This window comes from Hyphomicrobium sulfonivorans, assembly GCF_013306565.1.
In the GTDB taxonomy this organism is placed as follows: Bacteria; Pseudomonadota; Alphaproteobacteria; order Rhizobiales; family Hyphomicrobiaceae; genus Hyphomicrobium_A; species Hyphomicrobium_A sulfonivorans.
In genome coordinates this window covers 240,112-263,398 of sequence record NZ_PZPO01000001.1, presented here as the reverse complement: position 1 = coordinate 263,398, position 23,287 = coordinate 240,112, and the positions used below count along the sequence as shown (strand labels likewise).

Here is a 23,287-nt window from a genome sequence, read left to right as displayed (position 1 = left end):
CTCCGCTCGGCGGCCGGCTCCCCGAAGGAGAGTCGCCGAGCGCAATCAAAAAGCAATACGCGCGCGCGTGGCATCTTTCATCAGATCGCGAAACGCTTCGCCCGAGATACGCACCAGACTGCGGTGGTCGCCACCTTCGAGATAGATATTCGGCTGATCGTCGAAGCTTTCATCAAGGAACGCATCGACGGCGTAGGGCTCGGCCAACGGTGGCACAGCACCCAGATCGCAGTCGGGGAACAGCTCGATAATCTCATCCTCGTTGGCGAGCGCCACCGGGCACCGCAGCATGTTCTCGATCACGTCGAGGCGTACGCGCGCCGTCGCGGGCACGATTGCCAGAATGTAACCGCCCTCACGTGTCAGCACGACAGCCTTGGCGATCCTCTCGCCGGGAACGTGGCTGGCGCGCGCGGTATCGACCGCGCAGTGCGTGCGCTTGTGGCGCTGAACCTCGTAGGGAATGTGGCGGTCGTCGAGGTATTCCTGCAGCGTCAATGCAATGCCCATGGCAGTCCTCTCCCAACTCAGCAGCGCGCAGCCCGCAACACTCTTCGAAGGCATACGTCTGTGCGCTGATGATAGGCAGGACTCGCTGCGCTGCAAAGTTAATCGCAGCGAGAAGCGCGCGTTGCCTAATCAAGGCTTGCGCGCGGGCGAACAGTTTTCGGCTTGTTCAGCCGGGATGCTGAGAATGCGGACGGAACAGCAGGCGCATCTGCTCGATGTACAGAGGCATCCCTACCTGCCCCTGCCATCAACGGCGCGTGCGCGCGTTGCCTCCCGGTCGGCTGACCTGAGCCGAGAGCCGCCATCAGCCCGCTTATTTCTTGTCGCTGAGCGCCGCCGTGACGAGCGGCGAGAGACCTTCCGCGCCGCCATCGATGTAATCGTAGATCTGCTTGCGCATCCGCGGCTCCCAGAAGCTGTGGATGTGGCCGTGAATACCCTTCAGGGCTTCGGCGCGCGTATAGGGTTCGTAGAAGGCCGCGATCTGGTTGGCCATGCGGATCATGTCGCGGTTTTCCATAGCGATAGAGCTTTCCGGTCGTTCAGGAGTTGAGAATTACAACGCGCTCACCGGCGGGTGAGGCGACGAAAAGGTTTGCCTTGCGGGCAATTTCCAGTGCCAGAGCCGTGGGCGCCGAAACGGTAACAAGCGCACCAATGCCGTAGGTGGCCGACTTCTGCACCAGCTCGAAACTGCAACGGCTCGTCATCAGCACAAAGCCGCTCGTCAGCTCGATGTTCGCATCGGCCATCGCGCCGATCAGCTTGTCCAGCGCGTTGTGCCTGCCGACATCCTCGCGCACCAGCATGATCTCGCCATCCAGCGTAACCCAGGCTGCGCCATGCACAGTGCGGTTGAAGCGGTTCATCGTTTGCCGCCGGGGCAGTTCGCGCGCCGCCTTCAGTATTGCTGCCGCCGAAGGCCGTACGGTATGCGGCACCGGCTTGGTCACGCGCACCACATCGGCGATGTTCTCGACCCCGCACAGCCCGCAGCCCGAGCGCCCTTCAATCGAGCGGCGCGGCATGCGCGCTTCCGCCAGTGCTTCCTCGTCGATGGCGATATCGACAGCGAAGCCATTCTCGACCGGCATCACCAGCACGCCGAGAATATCGGAGCGACGCTCGACTATGCCTTCCGCCAGCACGAAGCCGATGCCGAAGTCGGTCAGATTGGCCGGCGTCGCCATCATCACCGTGTAGGGCTCGGTGTTGATCTGCACGGCGACGGCCACTTCCTCGGGAAGCTGCCACACCAGCGGTTCAGCGTTGCCTGCCGCATCGACCGCTATGGCCTCCAGCGGAACGGAGCACATATCATCCACCGCACCCAGCTGCTGCCCGGCAGGGCGTCCCTGTCCGGCGGCATCCGGTTCATCAGCCCGTGGCGCATCGGTCTTGAGATTATCGGCCATTGCAGCGGCCATTTTTGTCATCGGCTGCGCAGTAGTCATCGGCGTGAGGCTCCGCGTGGCAATCGACAGAACGGCCACCTGCTACGGCTGACCGACGCCGATCCTCGCAGAAAAGCAAGGCGCGTGAGCTTTTGAAAATTTCAAACACTCACGCGCCCGCCGTTTCTCTCTTCGAATGTCTGCCGCGCCTATTCGGCGGCGACAAGCGGCTTCTCGATGCGCTTGTTCTCGCGCTCGCGTACTTCCCACTCGTCCTGCCAGTCGGAAGGACGGTTCGACGGCGTCACCTGCACCGCTGTCACCTTGTACTCGGGGCAGTTGGTTGCCCAGTCCGAGTTCTCGGTGGTGATGACGTTGGCGCCGTTCATCGGGAAGTGGAATGTGGTGTGCACCACGCCCGGCGGTACGCGATCGGAGATCTTGGCGCGCATGGTGGTCCCGCCCATACGGCTGGTCAGCGAAATCATCATGCCCTCGCGGATGCCGCGCATTTCGGCGTCGGACGCATGGATTTCCAGGATGTCCTCGTCATACCAGACGACGTTCTCGGTGCGCCGCGTCTGCGCGCCGACGTTGTACTGGCTGAGGATGCGGCCCGTGGTGAGGATGAGCGGGAAGTTGCGGTTCGAGCGCTCGGAGGTCGGAACGAACTCCGTCAGCATGAACCGGCCCTTGCCGCGCGTGAATTCCTCGATGTGCATGATCGGGGTGCCGTCCGGCGCCTCGTCGTTGCACGGCCACTGGATGCTGCCCACTTCGTCCAGACGCTTGAACGAGATGTGCTGGAACGTCGGCGTCAGCGCGGAGATTTCATCCATGATGGCCGATGCCGACGTGTACATCATCGGATAGCCCATGGCGGTCGCCAGACGACCCACGATTTCCCACTCGGCCATGCCCTGCTTCTCACGCATCACCGGACGCACGCGGTTCACGCGGCGCTCGGCGTTGGTGAAGGTGCCGTCCTTCTCAAGGAAGGAGGTGCCCGGCAGGAACACGTGGGCGTAAGCGGCCGTCTCGTTCAGGAACAGGTCCTGCACGACGCAGATCTCCAGCGATTCCATCGCGTGGGTGACGTGGTTCGTGTTCGGGTCAGACTGAACGATGTCCTCGCCATGCACGAACAGGCCCTTGAAGGTGCCGCTCGAAGCGCTATCGAACATGTTCGGAATGCGCAGGCCCGGCTCGCCGGAGAGCTTCACGCCCCACTGCTTTTCGAACAGGTGACGCGTAGCTTCGTCCGACACGTGACGATAGCCGGGGAACTCGTGCGGGAACGAGCCCATGTCGCACGAACCCTGCACGTTGTTCTGGCCGCGCAGCGGGTTCACGCCCACGCCGTCGCGTCCGATGTTGCCGGTGGCCATAGCGAGGTTGGCAATCGCCATAACGGTGGTCGAGCCCTGGCTGTGCTCGGTAACACCAAGACCGTAGTAGATGGCGCCGTTGCCACCGGTTGCGAACAGGCGGGCAGCGGCGCGGATGTCGGCAGCCGGAACGTTGGTCAGCGCTTCCGTTGCTTCAGGCGAGTGCTTCTCGTCGGAAATGAACTTCTCCCAACGGGCGAAGTCTTCCTTGTCGCAGCGCGAGTTGATGAAGCTGCGGTCCACCAGACCTTCCGTCACGACAACGTGGCTCAGCGCGTTCAGCACGGCGACGTTGGTCGAGGGACGGAGCTGCAGATGGTAGTCGGCCGTTACGTGCGGGCTCTTCACCAGGTCGATGCGGCGCGGATCGACGACGATCAGCTTGGCGCCTTCACGCAGGCGCTTCTTCATGCGCGAGCCGAACACCGGATGCGCATCGGTCGGGTTAGCGCCGACGACCAGGATCACGTCGGAATGGTCGACGCTCTTGAAGTCCTGCGTGCCGGCGCTTTCACCGAACGTCTGCTTCAGGCCATAGCCGGTCGGCGAGTGGCACACGCGGGCGCAGGTATCGACGTTGTTGTTGCCGAACGCGGCGCGGATCATGCGCTGCACGGCATAGACTTCCTCGTTGGTCGTACGCGAGGAGGTGATGCCGCCGATGGAGTCCTTGCCGTACTTCGCCTGTGTCGCCTTGAAGCGGTCGGCGGCGTACTGGATGGCCTCATCCCAGGAAACTTCGCGCCACGGATCGGTGATCTTCTCACGGATCATCGGGCTCAGGATGCGCTCTTTGTGGGTCGCGTAACCGAACGCGAAGCGGCCCTTCACGCACGAATGGCCCTCGTTGGCGCCACCGTCCTTGTAGGGGACCATGCGGACAACGCGCTCGCCCTGCATCTCGGTCTTGAACGAGCAGCCGACGCCGCAATAGGCGCAGGTGGTGACGATCGAGTGCTCCGGCTGGCCATGATCCACCACCGACTTTTCAATCAGCGTGGCGGTGGGGCAGGCCTGCACGCAGGCGCCGCACGAGACGCATTCGGAGGCGAGGAAGTCCTCATCCATGCCGGCTGCAACGTGCGAAGCGAAGCCGCGACCGTCGATGGTCAGCGCGAACGTGCCCTGCACTTCTTCGCAGGCGCGTACGCAGCGCGAGCAGACGATGCACTTGGCGGGCTCGAACTGGAAGTACGGGTTTGATGTGTCCTTCGGCTGCCACATCTCGTTCTGCTCGCCGTTCTTGCGGGCGAACACGTGATTGGCGCCGTCGTAACCGTAGCGGACTTCGCGCAGGCCGACTTCACCGGCCATGTCCTGCAGTTCGCAGTCGCCGTTGGCGGCGCAGGTGAGGCAGTCCAGCGGGTGGTCGGAGATGTAAAGCTCCATCACGCCCTTGCGGATCTTGGCCAGGCGGTCGTTCTGCGTCGTCACCTTGATGCCGGCAGCAACCGGCGTGGTGCACGATGCCGGCGTGCCGCGGCGGCCTTCGATCTCGACCAGACAGAGACGGCACGAGCCATACGGATCGAGGCTGTCGGTGGCGCACAGCTTCGGCACCATGATGCCAAGCTCCGCCGCCGCGCGCATGATGGACGTGCCGTCCGGCACCGTCACTTCACGGCCGTCGATCTCCAGCGTCACCATTCTGTTGTCGACCGCGTGGGCGGCCTTGGTGCCGAAGTCTTTTTCTTTGATTAGCGTCAGTGGCTGGGTTTCGCTCGTCATGGCGTTGCCTCGCATCTCATTCATTCTGCCGCCGCGGCCTGAACAGGGCGGTGGAAATCCTCGGGGAAGTGACGCAGTGCGCTCATTACGGGCATCGGCGTCAGCCCTCCCATGGCGCACAGAGAGCCGTCGGTCATCGTCTCGCAGAGATCGGTCAGGATCTCGATATTACGTTCACGCTCGATACCGCCGATGATGCGGTCCATCGTTTCAACGCCACGCGTCGAGCCGATCCGGCACGGCGTGCACTTGCCGCACGATTCGATGGTGCAGAATTCCATCGCAAAGCGCGCCATCGCAGCCATGTCGACGGTGTCGTCGAACACCACGATGCCGCCGTGGCCGACAAGCGCATCGACCTTGGTGAACTCTTCGTAGTCCATCGGCGTGTCGAGCAGATGTTCCGGCAGGTATGCTCCGAGCGGACCACCGAACTGCACAGCGCGGATCGGACGGCCCGAAAGCGTGCCGGCGCCATAGCCTTCGATCAACTCGCGTGCCGTAACGCCGAACGCCTTCTCGACCAGGCCACCCTGCTTGATGTTGCCCGCAAGCTGGAACGCCAGCGTGCCGCGCGAACGGCCCATGCCGAAGTCGCGATAATAGTCTGCGCCCTTGTCGAGGATGATCGGCACCGAGCCAAGGCTCAGCACGTTGTTGATCACTGTCGGCTTGCCGAACAGGCCTTCGATTGCGGGGAGCGGCGGCTTGTAACGCACCAGACCGCGACGGCCCTCGATGCTTTCCAGCATCGACGTTTCCTCACCGCAGACATAGGCGCCGGCGCCCATGCGCACTTCCAGATCGAAGTGATACGGCGAGCCCTGAATGTTGCGGCCGAGCCAGTTGGCGCGGTTGGCGATGCGGATTGCTTCGCGCAGCGTATCAACGGCGTGCGGATATTCGGAGCGGACGTAGATGTAACCCTTGGTGGCACCCACGGCGATGCCTGCGATCGTCATGCCTTCAATGAGGCAGAACGGATCGCCTTCCATCAGCATGCGGTCGGCAAAGGTGCCGCTGTCGCCTTCGTCGGCGTTGCAGCAGATGTACTTCTGCGCGTTGTGCGTATCGTGGACGGTCTTCCACTTGATGCCGGTCGGGAAGGCCGCGCCGCCGCGACCGCGCAGGCCGGACTTGGTCACCTGATCGACGATGTCGATCGGCTCCATCGCCATCGCCTTGGTCAGGCCGACATAGCCGTCGTACTTGCGATAGTCCTCAATCGACAGCGGATCGATGAGGCCGACGCGCGCGAACGTCAGACGTTCCTGATTCTTGAAATAGGGGATCTCTGCGGTCAGGCCGTGGCACAGCCTGTGCGCCTTGCCCTCAAGGAAGCCGGTGCCGAACAGATCTTCAACGTCGGAAGTCTTCACCGGGCCATAGGCGATGCGGCCTTCCGGCGTCTCAACTTCCACAAGCGGCTCAAGCCAGAGCATGCCGCGCGAGCCGTTGCGGACAATCTCAACCTTGTCGCCGCGCTTCTTGGCTTCGGCAGCGATGGCGCGCGCTACGGAATCGGCGCCCATCGAGAGGGCCGCGGCGTCGCGCGGAACGTAAACTCGGATTGCGGTGCGAGCCTTGGTCATGCGGTAGCTCCCCGATCGATATCGGCGATAATGTCATCGAAGCGTTCTTTATCAACACAGCCATAGAGATCGCCGTCGATCATCATGGCGGGAGAAAGCGCGCAGTTGCCGAGGCAGTAGACTGCCTCAAGATTGAATTTGCCGTCGGCAGTCGTCTCGCCGAACTTCACGCGCAGCTTGTCCTGGGCGTGGCGGCAGAGTTCCTGCGTGTGCATGGCCTGGCAGGCTTCAGCGCGGCAGATCTTGATAGTGTGCTGGCCACCCGGTGTCCGGCGGAACTCATGGTAGAACGTCAGCACGCCATAGATCTCCGCCCGCGAGCGGTTAAGGATATCGGCGATAACCGTCAGCGTTTCTTCCGGAACATAACCAAGGTCATGCTGGAGATCGTGGAAGATTTCGAGCAGCGCATCCGGGCGATTGTCATGTGCTGCGCAAATAGTACGCGCGAGCTCGTCGCTGCCAGCGGGGGCAACATTCTTGACATTTAAAGTAGACTTAGTCATTCAATCGCCTTCGCGGCTCTCGTTTCGTTAAACCGAGTTGTCTCAACTTGATGTCGCGCAATCAAATCGGTCGTTTCGATGCGTCAATCGAGATCATCAATGGTGCGGCGCAATATCGCGCTTTAACCACTGATGCAATGGCATTTTCACCACAAGGCCCGATCGCGGCGTGCCACGATCAGCTGTTGAAGCCAGTTTCCATCTCGCCAAGCGTCAGCTTGGTTGCGGTTTCCCGCAGGGCATCGATGAGCGGGGATAACGGATCGCGGTCCGCCACCACCAGGCCGACGCTGTGCTCCACCGTTGGTTCGACGAGCGGGATAGCTTTCACGCCCGACGTATTGCCCAACACTTCTAATATATATAGCGGCATTATACTTGCCAGACCCATCAGCCTGACATTCGCACACAGGTTGATGACGGAATTTGTCTCAAGCCTCGGATTTACCTGGCAATTCGCCCGCTCAAATGCCCGGTCGATAATACGGCGGTTCTGCATGTTACTTGTGAGCAAACACAGCGGCTGCTGTGCCGCCTCCTGCCAGGTAACGGCCTCTCGCCCGGCAAGTGGATGATTTTCCGGCACAAACAGGCAGTAGCGCTCAGTGTAGAGCGGCGTCGCCAGCATTTTCTCGATGGGTTCATTGTCGAGATAAGTAATTCCTACATCGACCGAATAATCGGCGATCCCACGCAAGATTTCCTCAGAACTCTGCGACAGCACGATGAACTCGATGCCGGGGTGTATCTCGCCGATCTTCTGCGTCAGCCTTGGCACCAGCGGCAGCGCCGATGGAATGCCGCCCAGCACCAACCGGCCCGAGAGACCGCGGTCCAGCCCCTTGAGCTGGTTGATCTCCTCCTGCATCGACTGCCAGTTCTTGAGGATCACCTGCGCCCACTTGAGCACGCGCTCGCCTTCGGGCGTAAGTCCCTGATAACGCTGGCCGCGTTCGACTATCGGCACTTCAAGCTCAAGTTCAAGCTGGCGGATGCGGCCTGAAAGCGTTGGCTGGGTGACGTTGCATGCGGTGGCCGCGCGCGTGAAATGCTTTTCACGGGCGAGCGCTGCCAGATACTGCAGCTGCCGGATATCCATTTTTACCCCCTCCCCAGCGGAGATACGATCTGCGTTGGCGTTGTGTACCGATCGGTCCACAAATCCGAACGCTTGTCCATCATTTTAGTCTTCAGCGCGTTAACGGCAAAAAGCATTTCCGTGAGCAACCCACGATTGCGGATTTGAGACGTTCGGTAACGTCATGTTATTGCCTTTGGGTGATTTAATATTGCCACCCTGGTCAAGCCCGGGGTTGTGCCCCGGTCGAATGCGGCTCGTAAACCGCGATCTCCATTCGGCGCAGACGCTAAGGTGCGCGCGCCAACGGCGGCACGATATTTGCGGGCGACCCCCAGGGTGTGGGGACGCGCAGCGTTGCCCAGTTCAACTTGTTTCTGGGTGGCTCCAGGGTGGAGCGCCCGTGCAACCGGTCCTGGCGGCCGGGGGGTGTAGCGTATGAATGCACACGCGAAAAAGTGCCGGGCCGCGTGCGGTCGTGGTCTCGCCGCTGTCATGGCGATTGGGTTTGCTGTGTCCGCCGCCGATGCGATGGAAGCGCAGACGCCAACGCAAGATGGACACCATGCCGCCAGCTCGCTGCCTTCGTTTCTGGATGTCGACCGCCTGCCGGATCTGCAGCAAGCCTGGCGCAACCGTTTCAATGCTGCTCCGGCCGCTGACTCCGTGATCCCTTCGCAGCCTGCCGGCAATGCGGTTGCTGCTTCCACGTCCGCTTCCAGTTCGTCGCGTTCGCGCGCCGAGGAACTCAGCCACCGCTTCGCGTTCGACGGGGATGCCGATCCGCAGCCAACCGCAACGCCGCCTGCCGCCGCATCCGGCTATGTAACGCAGCAGGCCGTTCCAGCTGCACCCGCTGCGACGGCTGCGATTGATCAGGCCGCTACTCCAGCTGGCCCGGCGGCTGTTCAGCATGTGCTGTCGCCGATTGATCTTGAACCGATCGAAGAGCCCGTGACCTCTGCCATCGCGGCGGATGCCGATGGGGCCGACGCCGAGAGCGACCCGATTGCGCGCGTGCTGGATGACGCAGCGCCTCAGTCTTCCGTTGCCGTTGCGCCTGTGATGCCAGCTTCACCGGTCACCACCGAAGCAGCGCCGTTAAAGCGCGCCGTGAATATTGAACGTCCGGTGCGCAAGGTGCTGCCGGAAACGGCGCAAAAGACGCGCGTGTTGGACAAGAAGACCGATGCTGACGATGCCGCGAAGGTGGCCGTGCAGAAGCGTGGTGAGAAGCGTGTGCCCGCTCCTCCGGCCGTTGCGGCACGCAAAGCACCGGCAGCGCCCAAGCAGTTTGCCACGTCGAAGCCGTCCGGGCCGCTGTACTATTTCAACAACAGCAGCTCCAGCAGCGCGACAGCGCCAGATCGTCATGTCCTGATGCCCAGCGAGATCAGATCGCGCGGCTGGGGCGACTAAGCTCGGCCGCGTCGCGCTAGCGGCGTCCGGTGCTGATGCGGAAGCTCACTAGGATCTCGACCTGCGTCGGGAAGACGTTGAGAGCACGCGCGGGCCGCACGCACCAATCAGCGCTGGCGGCCGGCTCTCCGAAGGAGAGTCGCCAGCGCAACAAACAATCACGGCCAGCTCCGCGCAGCGGAGTCGCCAGTGCGAAACATATACGGCTTGCTGGCGAAGAATTGCTACGCGCTCGGCGGCCGGCTCCGCGCAGCGGAGTCGCCGAGCGCAAAAAAAGACTCATCGCCAAGCGATATAACTGCGCGATTGCGCCAGTAATCGTCCTGCCGCAGATGGGTGACGCTGCCGCTCGGCACCGTGAAATTGACGAAGCCCGCGGCTTCCAACGGCATGCCGATCCACGCAGCGACGACGAATGTCAGCGCAAATCCGTGCGTGACAATGACCTGCAACTCGGCCGGGCGCGCGATGATGCCGTCCATGGCGCGATAGATCCGCGTGGCGAATTCGCGTCGCGTCTCCGCGCCTGCAATGTCATAGCGATGATCCAGCCGGTTGTCGTCCGGAGCAGGCGTTAGCCGTTCATCCAGCCATCGTTGCGGTTTGCCCTCGGCTTCGCCGTAGCTGATCTCGCGTAGGTCGGGCATCGCCAGCGGCTCGCAGGATGCAAATGCATCCGCGATTGCCTGGGCCGTCTGCGTCGCGCGCATCAGATCGGATGTGAAGATTTCCGGCTGTGCTGCATCGCCTGCAACAGCCCGCAAATGCGCTGCAATGCGTTGCGCATCGGCGCTGCCCTTCTCGGTCAGCGGTGTGTCATGCCAGCCGCCCACCAGCCCATCGACGTGGTGCTGCGATTGCGTGTGCGTGACGACGAAGATGTCTTTCATGGCTCAGGCTGAAGTTTGCCTCAGTGCAAGTAAGTTGTGGCGCGCGGCGCAAACAAAATGGCCGCCCGCAGATGTCTGCGAGCGGCCAACCTGTTTCGGCTTTTGACCGGAACGGAAATGATTACATCATTCCCATGCCGCCCATTCCGCCCATGCCGCCGCCGTGGTCATGGCTGTGGCCGTCGTCCTTCTTCGGCGCTTCGCCGATGGCTGCTTCGGTGGTGATGAGCAGGCCAGCGATCGAAGCTGCGTCCTGCAGAGCCACGCGAACAACCTTGGCCGGATCGATGATGCCTTCTTCGATCATGTCGCAGTATTCGTCGGTCTGCGCGTTGTAGCCGAACGCCGAGCCCTTGCCTTCCAGCACCTTGCCGACAACGATCGAACCTTCAACGCCAGCGTTGTTGGCGATCTGGCGGATCGGAGCCTGCAGCGCGCGCTTGACGATAGCAACGCCAGCTTCCTGGTCTGCGTTATCGCCCTTCACGTCGAGAGCGTTGCCAGCCTTCAGCAGCATCACGCCGCCGCCCGGAACAACACCCTCTTCAACAGCTGCGCGGGTTGCATTGAGCGCGTCGTCGACGCGATCCTTGCGCTCCTTGACTTCGATCTCGGTCGCACCGCCAACGCGGATGACAGCAACGCCACCGGCGAGCTTGGCCAGACGCTCCTGCAGCTTCTCGCGGTCGTAGTCAGACGAGGTCTCTTCGATCTGAGCCTTGATCTGGCCAACGCGGGCTTCGATGTCTTTCTTCTTGCCCGAGCCGTCAACGATCGTCGTGTCTTCCTTCGTGATCGAAACGCGCTTAGCGCGGCCGAGCATGTCCAGCGTCACGTTCTCAAGCTTGATGCCGAGGTCCTCCGAAACGGTCTGGCCGCCGGTGAGGATTGCGATATCTTCCAGCATGGCCTTGCGGCGATCGCCGAAGCCCGGAGCCTTCACAGCAGCAACCTTCAGGCCGCCGCGCAGCTTGTTGACGACGAGGGTTGCGAGCGCTTCGCCTTCAACTTCCTCGGCGATGATGAGCAGCGGACGACCCGACTGCACAACAGCTTCGAGAACAGGCAGAAGCTGCTGCAGGTTCGAAAGCTTCTTCTCGTGAATGAGGATGTAGGGGTCCTCAAGCTCAACGGTCATTTTCTCGGCGTTGGTGACGAAGTACGGCGAGAGGTAGCCGCGGTCGAACTGCATGCCTTCGACGACTTCCAGCTCGGTGTCGAGGCTCTTGGCCTCTTCAACGGTGATGACGCCTTCGTTGCCAACCTTCTGCATGGCCTCGGCGATCATGTCGCCGATTTCCTTCTCGCCGTTTGCCGAGATGGTGCCAACCTGAGCGATCTCGCCCGAGTTCTTCACCTTCTTGGAGCGCTTGGCGATTTCTTCGACGACCTGAGCAACGGCCTTGTCGATACCGCGACGCAGATCCATCGGGTTCATGCCGGCAGCAACGGCCTTCAGGCCCTCGCGCACGATGGCCTGAGCCAGAACGGTTGCGGTGGTGGTGCCGTCACCGGCCAGATCGTTGGTCTTCTGGGCAACTTCGCGCACCATCTGCGCGCCCATGTTCTCGAACTTGTCCTCAAGCTCGATTTCCTTGGCCACCGAAACGCCGTCCTTGGTGGTGCGCGGAGCGCCGAACGACTTCTCGATCACGACGTTGCGGCCCTTCGGACCAAGCGTCACCTTCACAGCGTTGGCGAGGATGTCGACACCGCGCAGCAGGCGCTCGCGGGCGTCGGCAGAAAAACGTACTTCTTTAGCTGCCATGTGGAGAATTCCTTGAGATTACGCCGGCTCTTCCGGTGAAAAAGCATTGGCGTCGAGGGAGGAAACTGGATCGGATGGAAGATCGCTTGGCCGGCGCTGTTGCAAACTGTGCCCAATGGCTGGACCGGTTCGCAGGCGCCCGCCGTCAGATCACTCCAGCACGCCCATCACGTCGCTTTCCTTCATGATCAGCAGCTCCTGGCCGTCGATCTTGACTTCGGTGCCGCTCCACTTGCCGAACAGAACCTTGTCGCCCTTCTTCAGGTCGATCGGAACCAGCTTGCCGCTCTCGTCGCGCGTGCCGGGGCCAACGGCGACGACTTCACCCTGCTGGGGCTTCTCGGTGGCGGTGTCGGGGATGATGATGCCACCGAGAGTCTTGGTCTCGCTGTCTACGCGCTTGACGACGACGCGGTCGTGCAGAGGACGGAACTTCATGGGAAATATCGCTCCAAATAGCGGAATTGGCGGTGTGTGACCCTGCCGTTGCGAGGGTAAGCCATGCGGCCTTGCTAGCACTGTCTAGCATAGAGTGCCAGCGCGGGCCGGTGATAAGCGCGGGTGAGGGGACTGTCAAGAATGGCCGGGTAAGTTCAACTGGTCTCGGGGCATTCCGGGCCGGGCCGCTCTACCGCTCAGGCTGTCCAATATCGGCAAGCGAACCAACGGGCCGTTAATTTTCGTGGTAATTTTCAATCTGGAGGCGTTTGCGTGCCCGATACCCCCACCGCTGGCGCCGTTGGCGAGGCAACCTGGCCCCGCGTCAGGCAGGCCATCCAGACCACAATCGCAGCGTGCCTCTCCTATGTGGTGACGGATGCCTTCGGACTGCCCCAGGGGTTCTGGGCGGTCATGACGGCCATCCTCGTTACACAGGCAAATGTAGGCGCATCTTTGGCGTTCGCAATGCAGCGCCTTGGCGGCAGTTTGCTGGGTGTGTTGGTGGGCGGTGCCGTGGCGGTCGCGCTGGCGGATGCGCACGAGCTTCGATTTGCGGGGTTGGCAGTCACGGTTCTGGTACTGGCCTTCTTTGCGGCCCAGCGTCCGGCGCTACGCATTGCCTGCGTCACGGCGGCCATTGTCATCCTGGGTGACCCGAGTGTCTCGACGCCCGTCGCGTCGGCAATCAACCGCATGCTTGAGGTCTCGATCGGCAGCGTGATCGCCATCGCGACAACACTCTTTGTATTCCCGTCGCGGGCGGGTAGTGCGTATGCGCAACACGTTAGCCGTTCTATTGCGCCGCTATTCCAGCTGCTGGATCGCACGCTCGACGCGGCACTGGGCACGGCTCCCCTCAGCACCGATGAGGCGGCAGCCTTCGGCGAGCGCATCCGCAAGGGGTTCGCTTCCGGTAATGCGCTGGCAAAGGAGGCGCGGCTTGAGGTTGCCGGGCACATCGCCGATTCGCCCGATCCGGAATCGATCCAGCGTGCGCTCCGTCGCCTGTGGCACACAGAGATCATGCTGCTGCGCGCCGTGCAGCAGCCGCTGCCGTCGCTTGCCGTTGAGCTTCTTTCGCCGGACATCGCCGCGCTCAAAACGGGCCTTGATAGTCTGGCCGTACAGCTCGCAGGCAATGGCGGACACTACACGCCGCCGGATCTTTCGGATGTCGAGGTTGCGCTGGCGGAGATCGAGCACAAGCTGGAGCACATGCGGGCTAGCGGTCAGTTCCGCGCCATGACGATGGACGAGGTGATCCGGTTGATGGCGTTTGATTTCGCGCTGGGGCAGTTGCGCCTCAACCTGCGCGATATGGCAGACCGATCCGCCGAACTCGATGCCCTGGCGGGCACAACGCTACCGTTTCTCCGCCCGTTCACGCATATGTGGCATCAACTCGCGAGCAAGATAGCGTGAAATATTATCAATCAGGCGCAGTGCATTGATTCAAAAGGTATTATCACACAAATATTGCCCATCGCGGGTGCGTGTGATAAATGCTTATATATCATGGTATTACCTGTGGAACTCCCAGAGCTCTCTCTTGAGCAGCGACGTCAACTGATTGACGTCCAGCAACGCTTCGAAAGCTGGCGAGCGGCGGAACGAGCCTTTGAGGAGAGCAACAAGGGCTCCATGACTTGGAAGCGTGTGGGTGGGCGCCAATACCTTTATCGGATTGTTGATCGCTACACTCACAAGTCGCTTGGTCCGAGAACTGCTGAGACCGAGCAGTTGAAGCAGGACTACATGACGTCGCGTACGGCCAACCGCAGTCGTATTACTAAATTGCGTAAGGCACTGGAGAAGTCAGCGCCGATAAATCGCGCAATGGGATTGGCTCGCGTTCCGCGCGCAGCGGCCAAAATTTTGCGGGCGCTGGATCAAGCGCGTCTGCTGGGTGATGGGCTGTTTGTTGTCGGGACGCACGCGTTGTACGCCTACGAGGCGCGAAGCGGATTGGTGTTTCAGCCGGAATTACTCGCGACCACGGATATTGATTTTCTGGCCGACGTGCGATCTCGCCTTGTGCTGGCCATCGAAGATAAAAAGCGCACCGGTATTCTCGCCGCTCTTCTCAAGGCCGATCCCAGTTTTACAGTACAGGGCGATTTGTTTCGCGCCGTCAACGATGAAGGTTATTTCGTAGATATCATCCGGCCGATGGCAAAAAATGAGATGATGACGGCGGAATATGATCTTGGCGGTATCGTTCCCGCAGGCATTGATGGTCTGCAATGGCTGGTGAGCAGCCCTCGATTTGAAGCTTCAGCCATCGCAGAAGACGGAATGCCGGTTTGGATGAGCTGTATTGATCCCAGGGCTTTCGCGCTTCACAAGCGCTGGGTTTCTCTGCAGACGAGCAGAGAGCCCTTGAAGCGCCGCCGCGACGCAGCTCAGGCGATAGCTGTTGCGAAGGCGGCCTCACTTCTGGGATTGCAGTTTGATGCAAAAGAACTGAGCGCATTACCCGCCAAGATTTTTGAAGGGGCGGATGCCCTGTTGGCCGGCAAAATCTGAATGTGGGCTTGAGGCAGTGGCGGCAGTACCTTTCGAACCGCCGCCACGCGGTAGTTCAAAACGATCAGCAGCCGCGGCGGGCCATTCCGGCGGCGTCGAACACCTGCCCCGTCAGCGAACGCGCTGGCTTGGTGGCGAGGTAGAGCGCCAGCGCCGCGATATCCGGTTCGCTGGTCGGCGGAGTGAATTCATCCACCACAGTCGTCGTCGGAGCCACCGCGTTGACGCGGATGCCCTGCGGTGCCCACTGCTGCGCTTCGCCCCGGGTGACGGCTGCGAGCGCCTGGCGAGCGATGCCCGCCATAGCGGCCTGCGCATAGGTGCGCGGCGCCGGCAGCTTCAGCACGTTCAGCACCATGCCCTCGTTGAGGGTCAGCCGCATGCGATTGGCAACGATGCGTGTCACGTGCACGGGCATGGTCAGCTTTTCGGCCACGAGGTCTTCAACGTCGGCCATGTCGCTGTGCGCCGTCATCTCATCTTCGGAAATGTCGACGAGATTGATCACCACGTCGAGGCTGCCATAGGCCTGCACTGCGGTCTGGGCGAAGCGGACGGCGCTTTCGGTGTCGCGACAGGCGTCGGTGAATAGCTTCACCTCGCTGGCCCGCTCGGCCAGCACCGTGGTGATGGCGTCCATCTCGGGTGAAATGGCATCGGCATGCACCACCAACCGGGCGCGATGGTCGGCAAACTTGCGGGCGATATCGACCCCGCACGTGGGTGACAGACCGGTGATCAGCGCGCGAACGCCGGCAAGTTCTCCGTAATAGGATGCACTGGAATCGCGACCCATCACCGTCATAAGCATGAGCATTCCCTCTTAATTTGATACGCCGGGACTTGTTTGGGAACGGCCCGACACGACAGATACCACGTCGATTCGGCTAACGAGTTCTAAACGACACCGGGAATCCGGTCGGCCTTGGGCGGGTATGCGGCATGACTGGGGCGCGTGATGGCAATCCCTAGGCGGGCCCCAGGCGGGTCAGAAAACGTCTGAAAAAACAGCGGTTGCTGTGGATTGCCAGCCTTTGCCTTTTTTCGCTTTCTTCCGATTTCTCTGTTTCGGCCTCTACAACAGACGATCTGCGGCGCAGCGGCTGAATGGTCGCCGCGGGGGTACGCCTGAAGCACCCTTGAAATAATCAGGGTAGAGATCGATTTTTCCACAGGGCGTGGGAAATCTCCACAAGGTGGGGGTTTCGGGTCACGCTGTTGCAGATGAATCCGCACCTGTTGCCAGAAAGCTGGTGAAAGCGTCGGCGCCGGGATTGCGCCGCGCAGGCGCCGACGAAAAGCTCAAGCAAGACAACGAATCGGTAGGGGGCGCGTCATTCCAAATGGCGAGCATCGATAATAGCGAGGGTAGAATGCCGAAACAAAGCGGCTTGGCCCGTGTCATCGTGATGGGAGCCATCGCGCTGATCTCAGCGGCATTTTTCGTCGGCACCTATCTGCAGTTCCGCTGGCCGTTCTGGACGGCGGCGGGTGCAACTGCGGCCCTGTGCACGGTGCTAATTCTGTTCGATGCGCTGCGTCGGCGCTTCGAGAATGAGCAGGTTCTGTTTGAGGCCGTGACGCAGCTTGAAGATGAGGTTGACCGTCTGCGTGAAGCGCCGACGCCGCCTCCCGCTGCTCGCGCAGGTTTCGGCGGTGCTGCCGACCGTCTGCCGGGGATGCGTGCCAGCAGCAGCAGCGCAGCGCCTGCATCGCCGTTTGACGAGCGCTCGCCTGCGATGCCGCCGCCGATCCCCTCGCTGGGCACCGACGCCAAGGTGCTGGGTAAGGGCAAGGTGATGACGCCCGATGAGCTGTTTGCCGCCGGCAATGCCAAGCCTGCTCTGAAGGCCACCGCAGCCGGCAAGATTCCGGTTGCTGGTGCCAAGCCTGCCGCCAACGCAGCGCCCACCAAGCCGTTCTCGCCGCTGCCGCCGCCCAAGCCGTTGCCGGTGGCAGAGCAGCAGAAGGAACTGCCTCTCGGCCAGGATCTGCCGCGCGTTCTCAACCGCGATGCCGGCCCCGCCGCACCGCCAGTTCCTTCCCGCGAGCCTAGCCTGATGTCGGAGCGTCCCGGTGCTCCGCACGGCGCCGAACATGCCGGCGCGCTGTCGGCCAAACTCGAAAGCAAGGCGGCACCGAAGCTTCCACCTGCGAAGCCAGCGGCCAAGGATGCGGCTGCCAAGCCGACTGCACCGCCGCTGCCGAAGTTCAAGCTGGACGCCGCTGCGCCGTCGCTGCCGGATTGGTCTGTCGCGCCGCCGCCACCGGCTGCCGCCGTCGCTTCGCGTCCGTTCAGCTCCAGCAGCAAGCCGTCGCTGCCTGAACTGCAGCGCGCTGAGCCGCCGACGTTGTCTTCCGACCGTGATGCCGATCTCGACGAAGTGCATGGCATGATCAAGCGCCTCGCCGAAGAGGTCGACATCAGCCTGGAGCCGACGCTCGATGGTCTGCCGCCGCAGCGTCAGGAAAGCGTGCTGCGCGCCTCGCTCAATGCGTTGCAGACGACCGCAAACGCAATGCGTGCGTCGAAAAAGAAGGATGGCGGCGCTGCTCCGCCACCGATCACGCCATCGCACACGCGTATCGCTTCGCTCGCCGACGCAGTAACGGCGGGACGCATCGATGTCGCCATCGCGCCTGTTGTAGGCATCGCCGATCGCCGCGTGCACTATCACGAGGTGCTGGCCCGTCCGTGCGATGAACGCGGTGTGCCGCTTTCCGCATCCACCCGTGAGCCTCAGCTTGCGGTTGCCGGATTGCTGCCGTTGCTGGATAGCGCGCGTCTGCGCCGTGCAGCGGATGTCGCCCGCGCCTTCGCAGACAAGGGCCGGGAGCCGACGTTGTTCGTTCCCATCACGGCGGTGTCGTTGGCGAACGATGGCTTCCTTGACGAACTGGCCGATGCCTATCAGGAGCGCGCGAGCCTCGCCAACGAGGTCGTCCTCACGTTTGCGCAGGCCGATGTCCGCACGTTCGGTGACGCAGAGTGGAGCGCGCTTACCGATATGCGTGACCTCGGCTTCCGTTTCGGCATTGAGGCTGTGACCGATTTCGACGGCGAGTTCGCCGGGCTTGAAGGGGTGGGCTTCGGCTTTGTGAAGGTCGATGCAGTCACGCTGATCGCCGGGCTCGATGTTCCGAGCGGTTCCATGCCCGCCAGCGAAGTGTGCACCACGCTGGCCAGCTATGGTCTGACGTTGATCGTCAATGGCGTCGACAATGAAGCCCTGCGCGGCAAGGTTGCTGCCAGCGGCGTCGTTCTCGGCCAGGGCTCGTTGTTCGGTGAGCCGAAAACTGTTGCTGGTGTCGGTTACGCAGCGCGTACTGCCGCAGCCTGATTGGGTTGCTCGGCGGAGGGCGGATCAAACCGTTCGTTACGCCAGATCTGATACAAAGCGCTCCACGGCTGTTGCGGCCTGGGGCGCTTTGTCGTTTCAGTGCCAGACAGCCCTCGCTTCCCCTGGCGACCGAGTTGCTCTAGACCATGATCGTTTCGGACCCTATCAGTCCGAAGCGTGAATCATCGGTCTCACCAAAGGGTTAGAGCCGCATCGCGCTTCAAAGAAGAGCGATCGCGCTCTAGAGCCTTCCTGTGTTTCTTTGCATCGCCGAACGGCTCCAGTTTTTTGTTTTGTCGTGCTTCTCGTGGGAAAGCCGGTTCCCACTTTTCCGGAAGCACTTTAGTGAAGCGCCATGTCAAACACGCCCGCTGAAAATCCGCCCGCCATTCCGCTGCTCACCTCTATCGCGCCGGTTGCCGCCGGAACGGGTGCGTGGCTCGTTGATATCTGGGGCGTGATGCACAACGGCGTCGTGCCGTTTTTCGATGCATGCAAGGCCTGTCAGTCCTTCCGCGACAGTGGCGGCATTGTCGTGCTGGTTTCCAATTCGCCGCGCCCGAATGACAGCGTCGCGGCTCAGCTCGATGCCATCGGCGTACCGCGAACGTGCTGGGATGCCATCGTCACTTCCGGCGATGTCGCGCGCACGTTGATTGCGCAGTATCGCGGCCGGCCGGTGCTGCACATCGGACCGCAGCGCGATTTGCCGACGCTGGCCGGGCTCGATCTTCAGCTTGTCGATGCCGCTGCCGCCGAGGCTATCGTTTGCACGGGCCTTTATGACGATGAAACCGAAACACCCGCCGACTATGCGGAATTGCTTGCGGGCTGCCACAGCCGTGGCCTCACCATGGTGTGCGCCAACCCCGATCTGCGGGTGGAGCGCGGCGGCCGCATGATCTATTGCGCCGGTGCCGTTGCACGCGCTTATGAGGACATCGGCGGCCGTGTTGATTACGCCGGCAAGCCATACCTGCCGATTTACGATCTCACCTTCGCAACGCTTGAAAAGCTTAAGCCCGGCAGCTCCGATCGCGCCGCACTTCTCGCCATTGGTGATGGCATCGGCACCGACATTGCTGGCGCGGCCAACGCGGGCGTCCGGGCGGTATTCATCGCGTCGGGTGTCCATGTCGAAGGTGCCCTCGACGAGGCAGCGATTGTCCGTCTGTTCCCGGCCGGAGCGGGGCGACCTGTGGCGGCGATGGCAAAGCTGGCGCCATAGCCATAACATCAGGCAAAGCAGCAGCTGCCGCTTGACTGCGCGCGCTGCCAGCCCGATCTATCGACGATGCCGGACAAGGAAAAACACGAGGGTCTGCCGCAGCGCGATGCGGTGAAGGATCAGCAGTCGGAACGGCCGGAAACGGCTGATGTGCTGGCGGCTGCGCGTGAGCCTTTGCCTTCTTCGGCGCCTTCCTTGCCGTCTGCTGCTTCATCGGTGTCGGCGCAAACCGCTGATGCCGAATTGGTGCCCGAGCCCAACTCAGCCCTGCCTGCCGCCGCCGGCGATGCGGCTGGTGCTGCTGCCACCGATGCGCCGCCGACTGTGACCGGCCCGGAAGTCATCCAGCGCTATCTCAAGCTGCTGCCCGCAGCGCCCGGCGTCTACCGCATGCTGGATGCGGAAGGCAATGTGATATACGTCGGCAAGGCGCGCAGTCTCAAGGCCCGCGTGTCGAATTATACGCGGCTCGGCGGACACACCAATCGCATCGCACGCATGATCGCCACCACCGCCAGCATGGAATTTGTTTCCGTGCGGACGGAAGCGGAAGCGCTGCTGCTTGAAGCCAATCTCATCAAGCGTTTTCGCCCGCGCTTCAATGTGCTGATGCGCGATGACAAGTCGTTTCCGTACATTCTGATTGCCCGCGACACACCCGCGCCGCAAATTCTGAAGCATCGCGGCGCACGCAATCGCAAGGGTGATTATTTCGGACCGTTCGCGTCGGCTGGCGCCGTCAGCCGCACCATCAACATGCTTGAGCGCGCGTTCCTGCTTCGCTCGTGTTCCGATAGTGTTTATGAAAGCCGGACGCGTCCGTGCCTTCTGCATCAGATCAAGCGCTGTGCCGCGCCCTGCACCGGTGAGATCAGCCTTGATGAATATGGCCATCTTGTCGACGAGGCGGTGCGTTTTCTGCGCGGCGAAAGCCAGAACGTGCGCCGCATGTATCAAAGCCTGATGGAGGAAGCGGCGGCGTGTCTCGAATATGAGCGCGCGGCCCGTTATCGCGACCGGCTGTCGGCGCTGGCGCACGTCACCGCCGATCAATCCATCAACCCGGAAGGCATCGAGGAAGCGGACGTGTTCGCCGCCGCGCAAGAAGGCGGCCAGACTTGCATCGAGGTGTTTTTCTTCCGCACCGGGCAGAACTGGGGCAATCGCGCCTATTTCCCCAAGGCTGATCGCGCACTGTCGGTCGAGGAGGTGCTCGATAGTTTCATCGCGCAGTTCTACGACGACAAGCCCGTGCCGCGTCTCATATTGCTGTCGCATGATGTGCCAAGCCGCGATCTGCTCGCTGAGGCGCTGTGCATCAAGTCCGAGCGCAGAACTGAAATTCAGGTGCCGCAGCGTGGCACCAAGCTCGGCATTGTCGATCACGCGCTCGCCAACGCGCGCGAGGCGCTGGGCCGCAAGCTGGCTGAGAGTTCGTCGCAACGGCGACTGCTGGAGGGCGTGGCGGAGCGGTTCGGATTGCCGGAAACGCCGCGCCGTATTGAGGTGTACGACAACAGCCATATTCAGGGCACCAATGCTGTCGGAGCCATGATCGTTGCGGGGCCGGACGGCTTCGTGAAAGGCCAGTACCGCAAGTTCAACATTAAGTCGCAGACCATCACGCCGGGCGATGATTACGGCATGATGCGCGAGGTGTTGACGCGCCGCTTCAAACGCCTTGTTGCGTCTGAAAACAAGGAAGCCAGAAAGGCAGACGCCGGGCTGGCGGAAAATGTCGAGGCGGCAGAGCTTGCAGGCATGATCGCCGCCGATAACGCATCGGCGGCAGCAATGGACAGCGAGATGCCGGAAACCAATGCATCGGAAGACGATGTATTTCCCGATCGGCCGGATCTGGTGTTGATCGACGGCGGTGCTGGGCAGCTCAGCGTTGCACGTGAGGTGATGTCAGAGCTCGGCCTCAACGATATTCAGCTCATCGGCGTCGCCAAGGGGCCGGATCGCGATGCAGGGCGCGAGCATTTTCATTTCCCGTTCCGCGAGCGGTCGATCATGTTGGAGCCGCGCGATCCGGTTTTGTATTTCGTGCAGCGCCTGCGCGATGAAGCGCACCGCTTCGCCATCGGTTCGCATCGCACCCGCCGCTCAATGGCGATAACGGCAAGCCCGCTGGATGAGATCGAGGGCATCGGTCCGCGTCGTCGTCGGGCGCTGATGAGCCATTTCGGCTCGGCGAAGGCTGTGTCGCGCGCGGGCGTCGAGGATCTGAAAGCGGTTGAGGGAATTTCAGCGGAAATGGCGCGGCGGATCTACGATCATTTTCACGAGCGCCGCAGCTAATTCGGGTCCGGTTGCAGCCGGCGCCGCTGATGTAATTTGATTGCCACCGGAGCAATCATCCTGCGACGCAAGCCACGCAAATCCTGGCCCTCAGCGCAGCAATATTTGATATGAGCCCAGCAGATTGCGCTGGGTCCTCAAACGCAGGGCGATCCGGGGCACAGCCCAAACGATCACGTCACGCCCAAAGCCTACCGCCTCAGGCGCCAAACGCTTCACGCTACAATACTGCGGCTCGGTGATCGGCCAACCAATTGAGCCCGGCTGCATTTTTCAAAAACGGAACGGCTTCTGAGGCCGATCCGTTTTGGAAAAACATCACTTAGCCGCTGCCCCATAGGCAACAGCCTCAATCATTTAGACGGTATTTTGCACCCGCGCCGACGGGCGCATCACCCTTAGTAGGGCGAAGTAGTCGCTGGCTGCTCGGTCACCGCCGATGCTGCCTTCGGGGCAACGATGTCGGCGATCCAATAGGCCCACAGCACGTAGAACACTGCGAAAAACAGCGCCGTCAGTACCGACGCGGCAAAGCGATTGCCGAGCGCGATGATGTTGCCAACGATGGCGGCGAGAAATGCGATGCCGGCATAAGTAGCGACTGTGATCCAGTCGACGGTAGCCAGATCAAACGGCAAGTCAGGCATGACAATGCCTCCCCCTTCTTTGCTCGCATTTGCGAGCGTTGAATTGTGCGCGTGCGCCGGGAGTTTCGGTCAACGGCCCCATGGATGCAAGGGCGCTATCAGTCGAAGTGCACGGCGGGTGCTGCGCAACGGCGTTTTATCCGAGCGGTGTGACGGTTGAATTGCGGCGGGAAAAATGTATGCAACCCATCGCGTTCAGATGCATCGCGTGGGCTGTGCGCGTCCGTTGGCAAATATCGTCGGGCCAGCTGCGCGCGCGGGATCTGAAACCCATTGAACGGTGGATTTCACTGACGTTCCAAGCCGGTTGATGGATTTGTATCGTCTCTAAATTGGCGTTCAATCGCATTTTTGCCGCGCTTGCGCCCGATGCTGGACAATGGGGAACAACGCCTTGGCGCGCTTTCAGGAAAACCGGAAACCGTCTGTTGGGCGCTTAATTCACGCGATGGGGCCATGACGAGCGGCATTTCGGCCGACAGAACATTGACGCGATTGTCCTCGTGGATGTCCGCAGCGGCTTTCAC

General features: G+C 61.7%; 19 protein-coding genes. 6 read left to right on the top strand and 13 right to left on the bottom strand.

What is annotated here, in order from left to right; translation table 11 throughout:
• Positions 1–45 precede the first annotated feature (45 nt).
• From C6Y62_RS01195 to C6Y62_RS01165, 7 genes are all read right to left on the bottom strand, one after another.
• Positions 46–510: an aminoacyl-tRNA deacylase gene (locus C6Y62_RS01195; protein WP_068460551.1), complete on the bottom strand. Its 465-nt coding sequence runs from the start codon at positions 508–510 to the stop codon at positions 46–48.
• Between the two features lie 313 nt (positions 511–823).
• Positions 824–1,030, bottom strand: a complete 207-nt coding sequence (locus C6Y62_RS01190) for a formate dehydrogenase subunit delta (RefSeq protein WP_068460549.1) — start codon at positions 1,028–1,030, stop codon at positions 824–826.
• A gap of 22 nt (positions 1,031–1,052) precedes the next feature.
• Positions 1,053–1,964, bottom strand: a complete 912-nt coding sequence (fdhD, locus tag C6Y62_RS01185; RefSeq protein WP_246274218.1) for a formate dehydrogenase accessory sulfurtransferase FdhD — start codon at positions 1,962–1,964, stop codon at positions 1,053–1,055.
• A 149-nt stretch (positions 1,965–2,113) separates the two neighbouring features.
• Positions 2,114–4,999, bottom strand: coding sequence for a formate dehydrogenase subunit alpha (gene fdhF / locus C6Y62_RS01180; protein ID WP_198491329.1), 2,886 nt, complete (start codon positions 4,997–4,999; stop codon positions 2,114–2,116).
• 41 nt (positions 5,000–5,040) lie between these two features.
• Complete coding sequence (locus C6Y62_RS01175; RefSeq protein ID WP_173952470.1) at positions 5,041–6,612, bottom strand: formate dehydrogenase beta subunit; 1,572 nt, start codon at positions 6,610–6,612, stop codon at positions 5,041–5,043.
• Entirely contained in the window at positions 6,609–7,118 is a 510-nt protein-coding gene (locus C6Y62_RS01170) for an NADH-quinone oxidoreductase subunit NuoE family protein (RefSeq protein WP_173952469.1), read from the bottom strand. The genes C6Y62_RS01175 and C6Y62_RS01170 overlap by 4 nt, the downstream gene beginning before the upstream one ends.
• A 178-nt stretch (positions 7,119–7,296) precedes the next feature.
• Complete coding sequence (locus C6Y62_RS01165) at positions 7,297–8,217, bottom strand: LysR family transcriptional regulator (RefSeq protein ID WP_068460540.1); 921 nt, start codon at positions 8,215–8,217, stop codon at positions 7,297–7,299.
• 417 nt (positions 8,218–8,634) lie between these two features.
• Between C6Y62_RS01165 and C6Y62_RS01160 the strand changes: the two genes are divergently transcribed.
• On the top strand, positions 8,635–9,615 hold the full coding sequence (locus C6Y62_RS01160) for a hypothetical protein (RefSeq protein ID WP_173952468.1): 981 nt from the start codon (positions 8,635–8,637) through the stop codon (positions 9,613–9,615).
• A gap of 224 nt (positions 9,616–9,839) precedes the next feature.
• On the opposite strand, the gene C6Y62_RS01155 is transcribed toward C6Y62_RS01160, so the two are convergent.
• From C6Y62_RS01155 to C6Y62_RS01145, 3 genes are all read right to left on the bottom strand, one after another.
• Positions 9,840–10,505: a histidine phosphatase family protein gene (locus C6Y62_RS01155; protein ID WP_173952467.1), complete on the bottom strand. Its 666-nt coding sequence runs from the start codon at positions 10,503–10,505 to the stop codon at positions 9,840–9,842.
• Positions 10,506–10,626: 121 nt separating this feature from the next.
• Positions 10,627–12,273, bottom strand: coding sequence for a chaperonin GroEL (groL, locus tag C6Y62_RS01150; RefSeq protein ID WP_173952466.1), 1,647 nt, complete (start codon positions 12,271–12,273; stop codon positions 10,627–10,629).
• A 150-nt stretch (positions 12,274–12,423) separates the two neighbouring features.
• The gene (locus C6Y62_RS01145) at positions 12,424–12,711 is read right to left on the bottom strand and encodes a co-chaperone GroES (RefSeq protein ID WP_068461804.1); all 288 of its coding nucleotides are present in this window, start codon (positions 12,709–12,711) and stop codon (positions 12,424–12,426) included.
• A gap of 273 nt (positions 12,712–12,984) precedes the next feature.
• On the opposite strand from C6Y62_RS01145, the gene C6Y62_RS01140 reads away from it, so the two are divergent.
• Together C6Y62_RS01140 and C6Y62_RS01135 are read left to right on the top strand one after the other, a co-directional pair.
• Positions 12,985–14,136, top strand: a complete 1,152-nt coding sequence (locus C6Y62_RS01140) for an FUSC family protein (RefSeq protein ID WP_173952465.1) — start codon at positions 12,985–12,987, stop codon at positions 14,134–14,136.
• Positions 14,137–14,229: 93 nt separating this feature from the next.
• Positions 14,230–15,240, top strand: coding sequence for a GSU2403 family nucleotidyltransferase fold protein (locus C6Y62_RS01135; protein WP_173952464.1), 1,011 nt, complete (start codon positions 14,230–14,232; stop codon positions 15,238–15,240).
• A gap of 64 nt (positions 15,241–15,304) precedes the next feature.
• Here the strand turns inward: C6Y62_RS01135 and C6Y62_RS01130 are convergent, their stop codons facing one another.
• Positions 15,305–16,057, bottom strand: coding sequence for an SDR family oxidoreductase (locus C6Y62_RS01130; RefSeq protein WP_246274216.1), 753 nt, complete (start codon positions 16,055–16,057; stop codon positions 15,305–15,307).
• 556 nt (positions 16,058–16,613) lie between these two features.
• Between C6Y62_RS01130 and C6Y62_RS01125 the strand changes: the two genes are divergently transcribed.
• The 3 genes from C6Y62_RS01125 (at position 16,614) to uvrC (ending at position 22,113) form a co-directional block, all read left to right on the top strand.
• Positions 16,614–18,581 carry an EAL domain-containing protein gene (locus C6Y62_RS01125; protein ID WP_173952463.1) on the top strand — a complete coding sequence of 656 codons (1,968 nt, stop codon included), beginning with the start codon at positions 16,614–16,616 and terminating at the stop codon, positions 18,579–18,581.
• A gap of 355 nt (positions 18,582–18,936) precedes the next feature.
• Entirely contained in the window at positions 18,937–19,809 is an 873-nt protein-coding gene (locus C6Y62_RS01120; RefSeq protein ID WP_173952462.1) for a TIGR01459 family HAD-type hydrolase, read from the top strand.
• A gap of 66 nt (positions 19,810–19,875) precedes the next feature.
• Positions 19,876–22,113, top strand: a complete 2,238-nt coding sequence (uvrC, locus tag C6Y62_RS01115) for an excinuclease ABC subunit UvrC (RefSeq protein ID WP_173952461.1) — start codon at positions 19,876–19,878, stop codon at positions 22,111–22,113.
• Between the two features lie 398 nt (positions 22,114–22,511).
• On the opposite strand, the gene C6Y62_RS01110 is transcribed toward uvrC, so the two are convergent.
• Entirely contained in the window at positions 22,512–22,760 is a 249-nt protein-coding gene (locus C6Y62_RS01110; RefSeq protein ID WP_173952460.1) for a hypothetical protein, read from the bottom strand.
• Positions 22,761–23,047: 287 nt separating this feature from the next.
• Entirely contained in the window at positions 23,048–23,287 is a 240-nt protein-coding gene (locus C6Y62_RS01105) for a hypothetical protein (RefSeq protein ID WP_173952459.1), read from the bottom strand.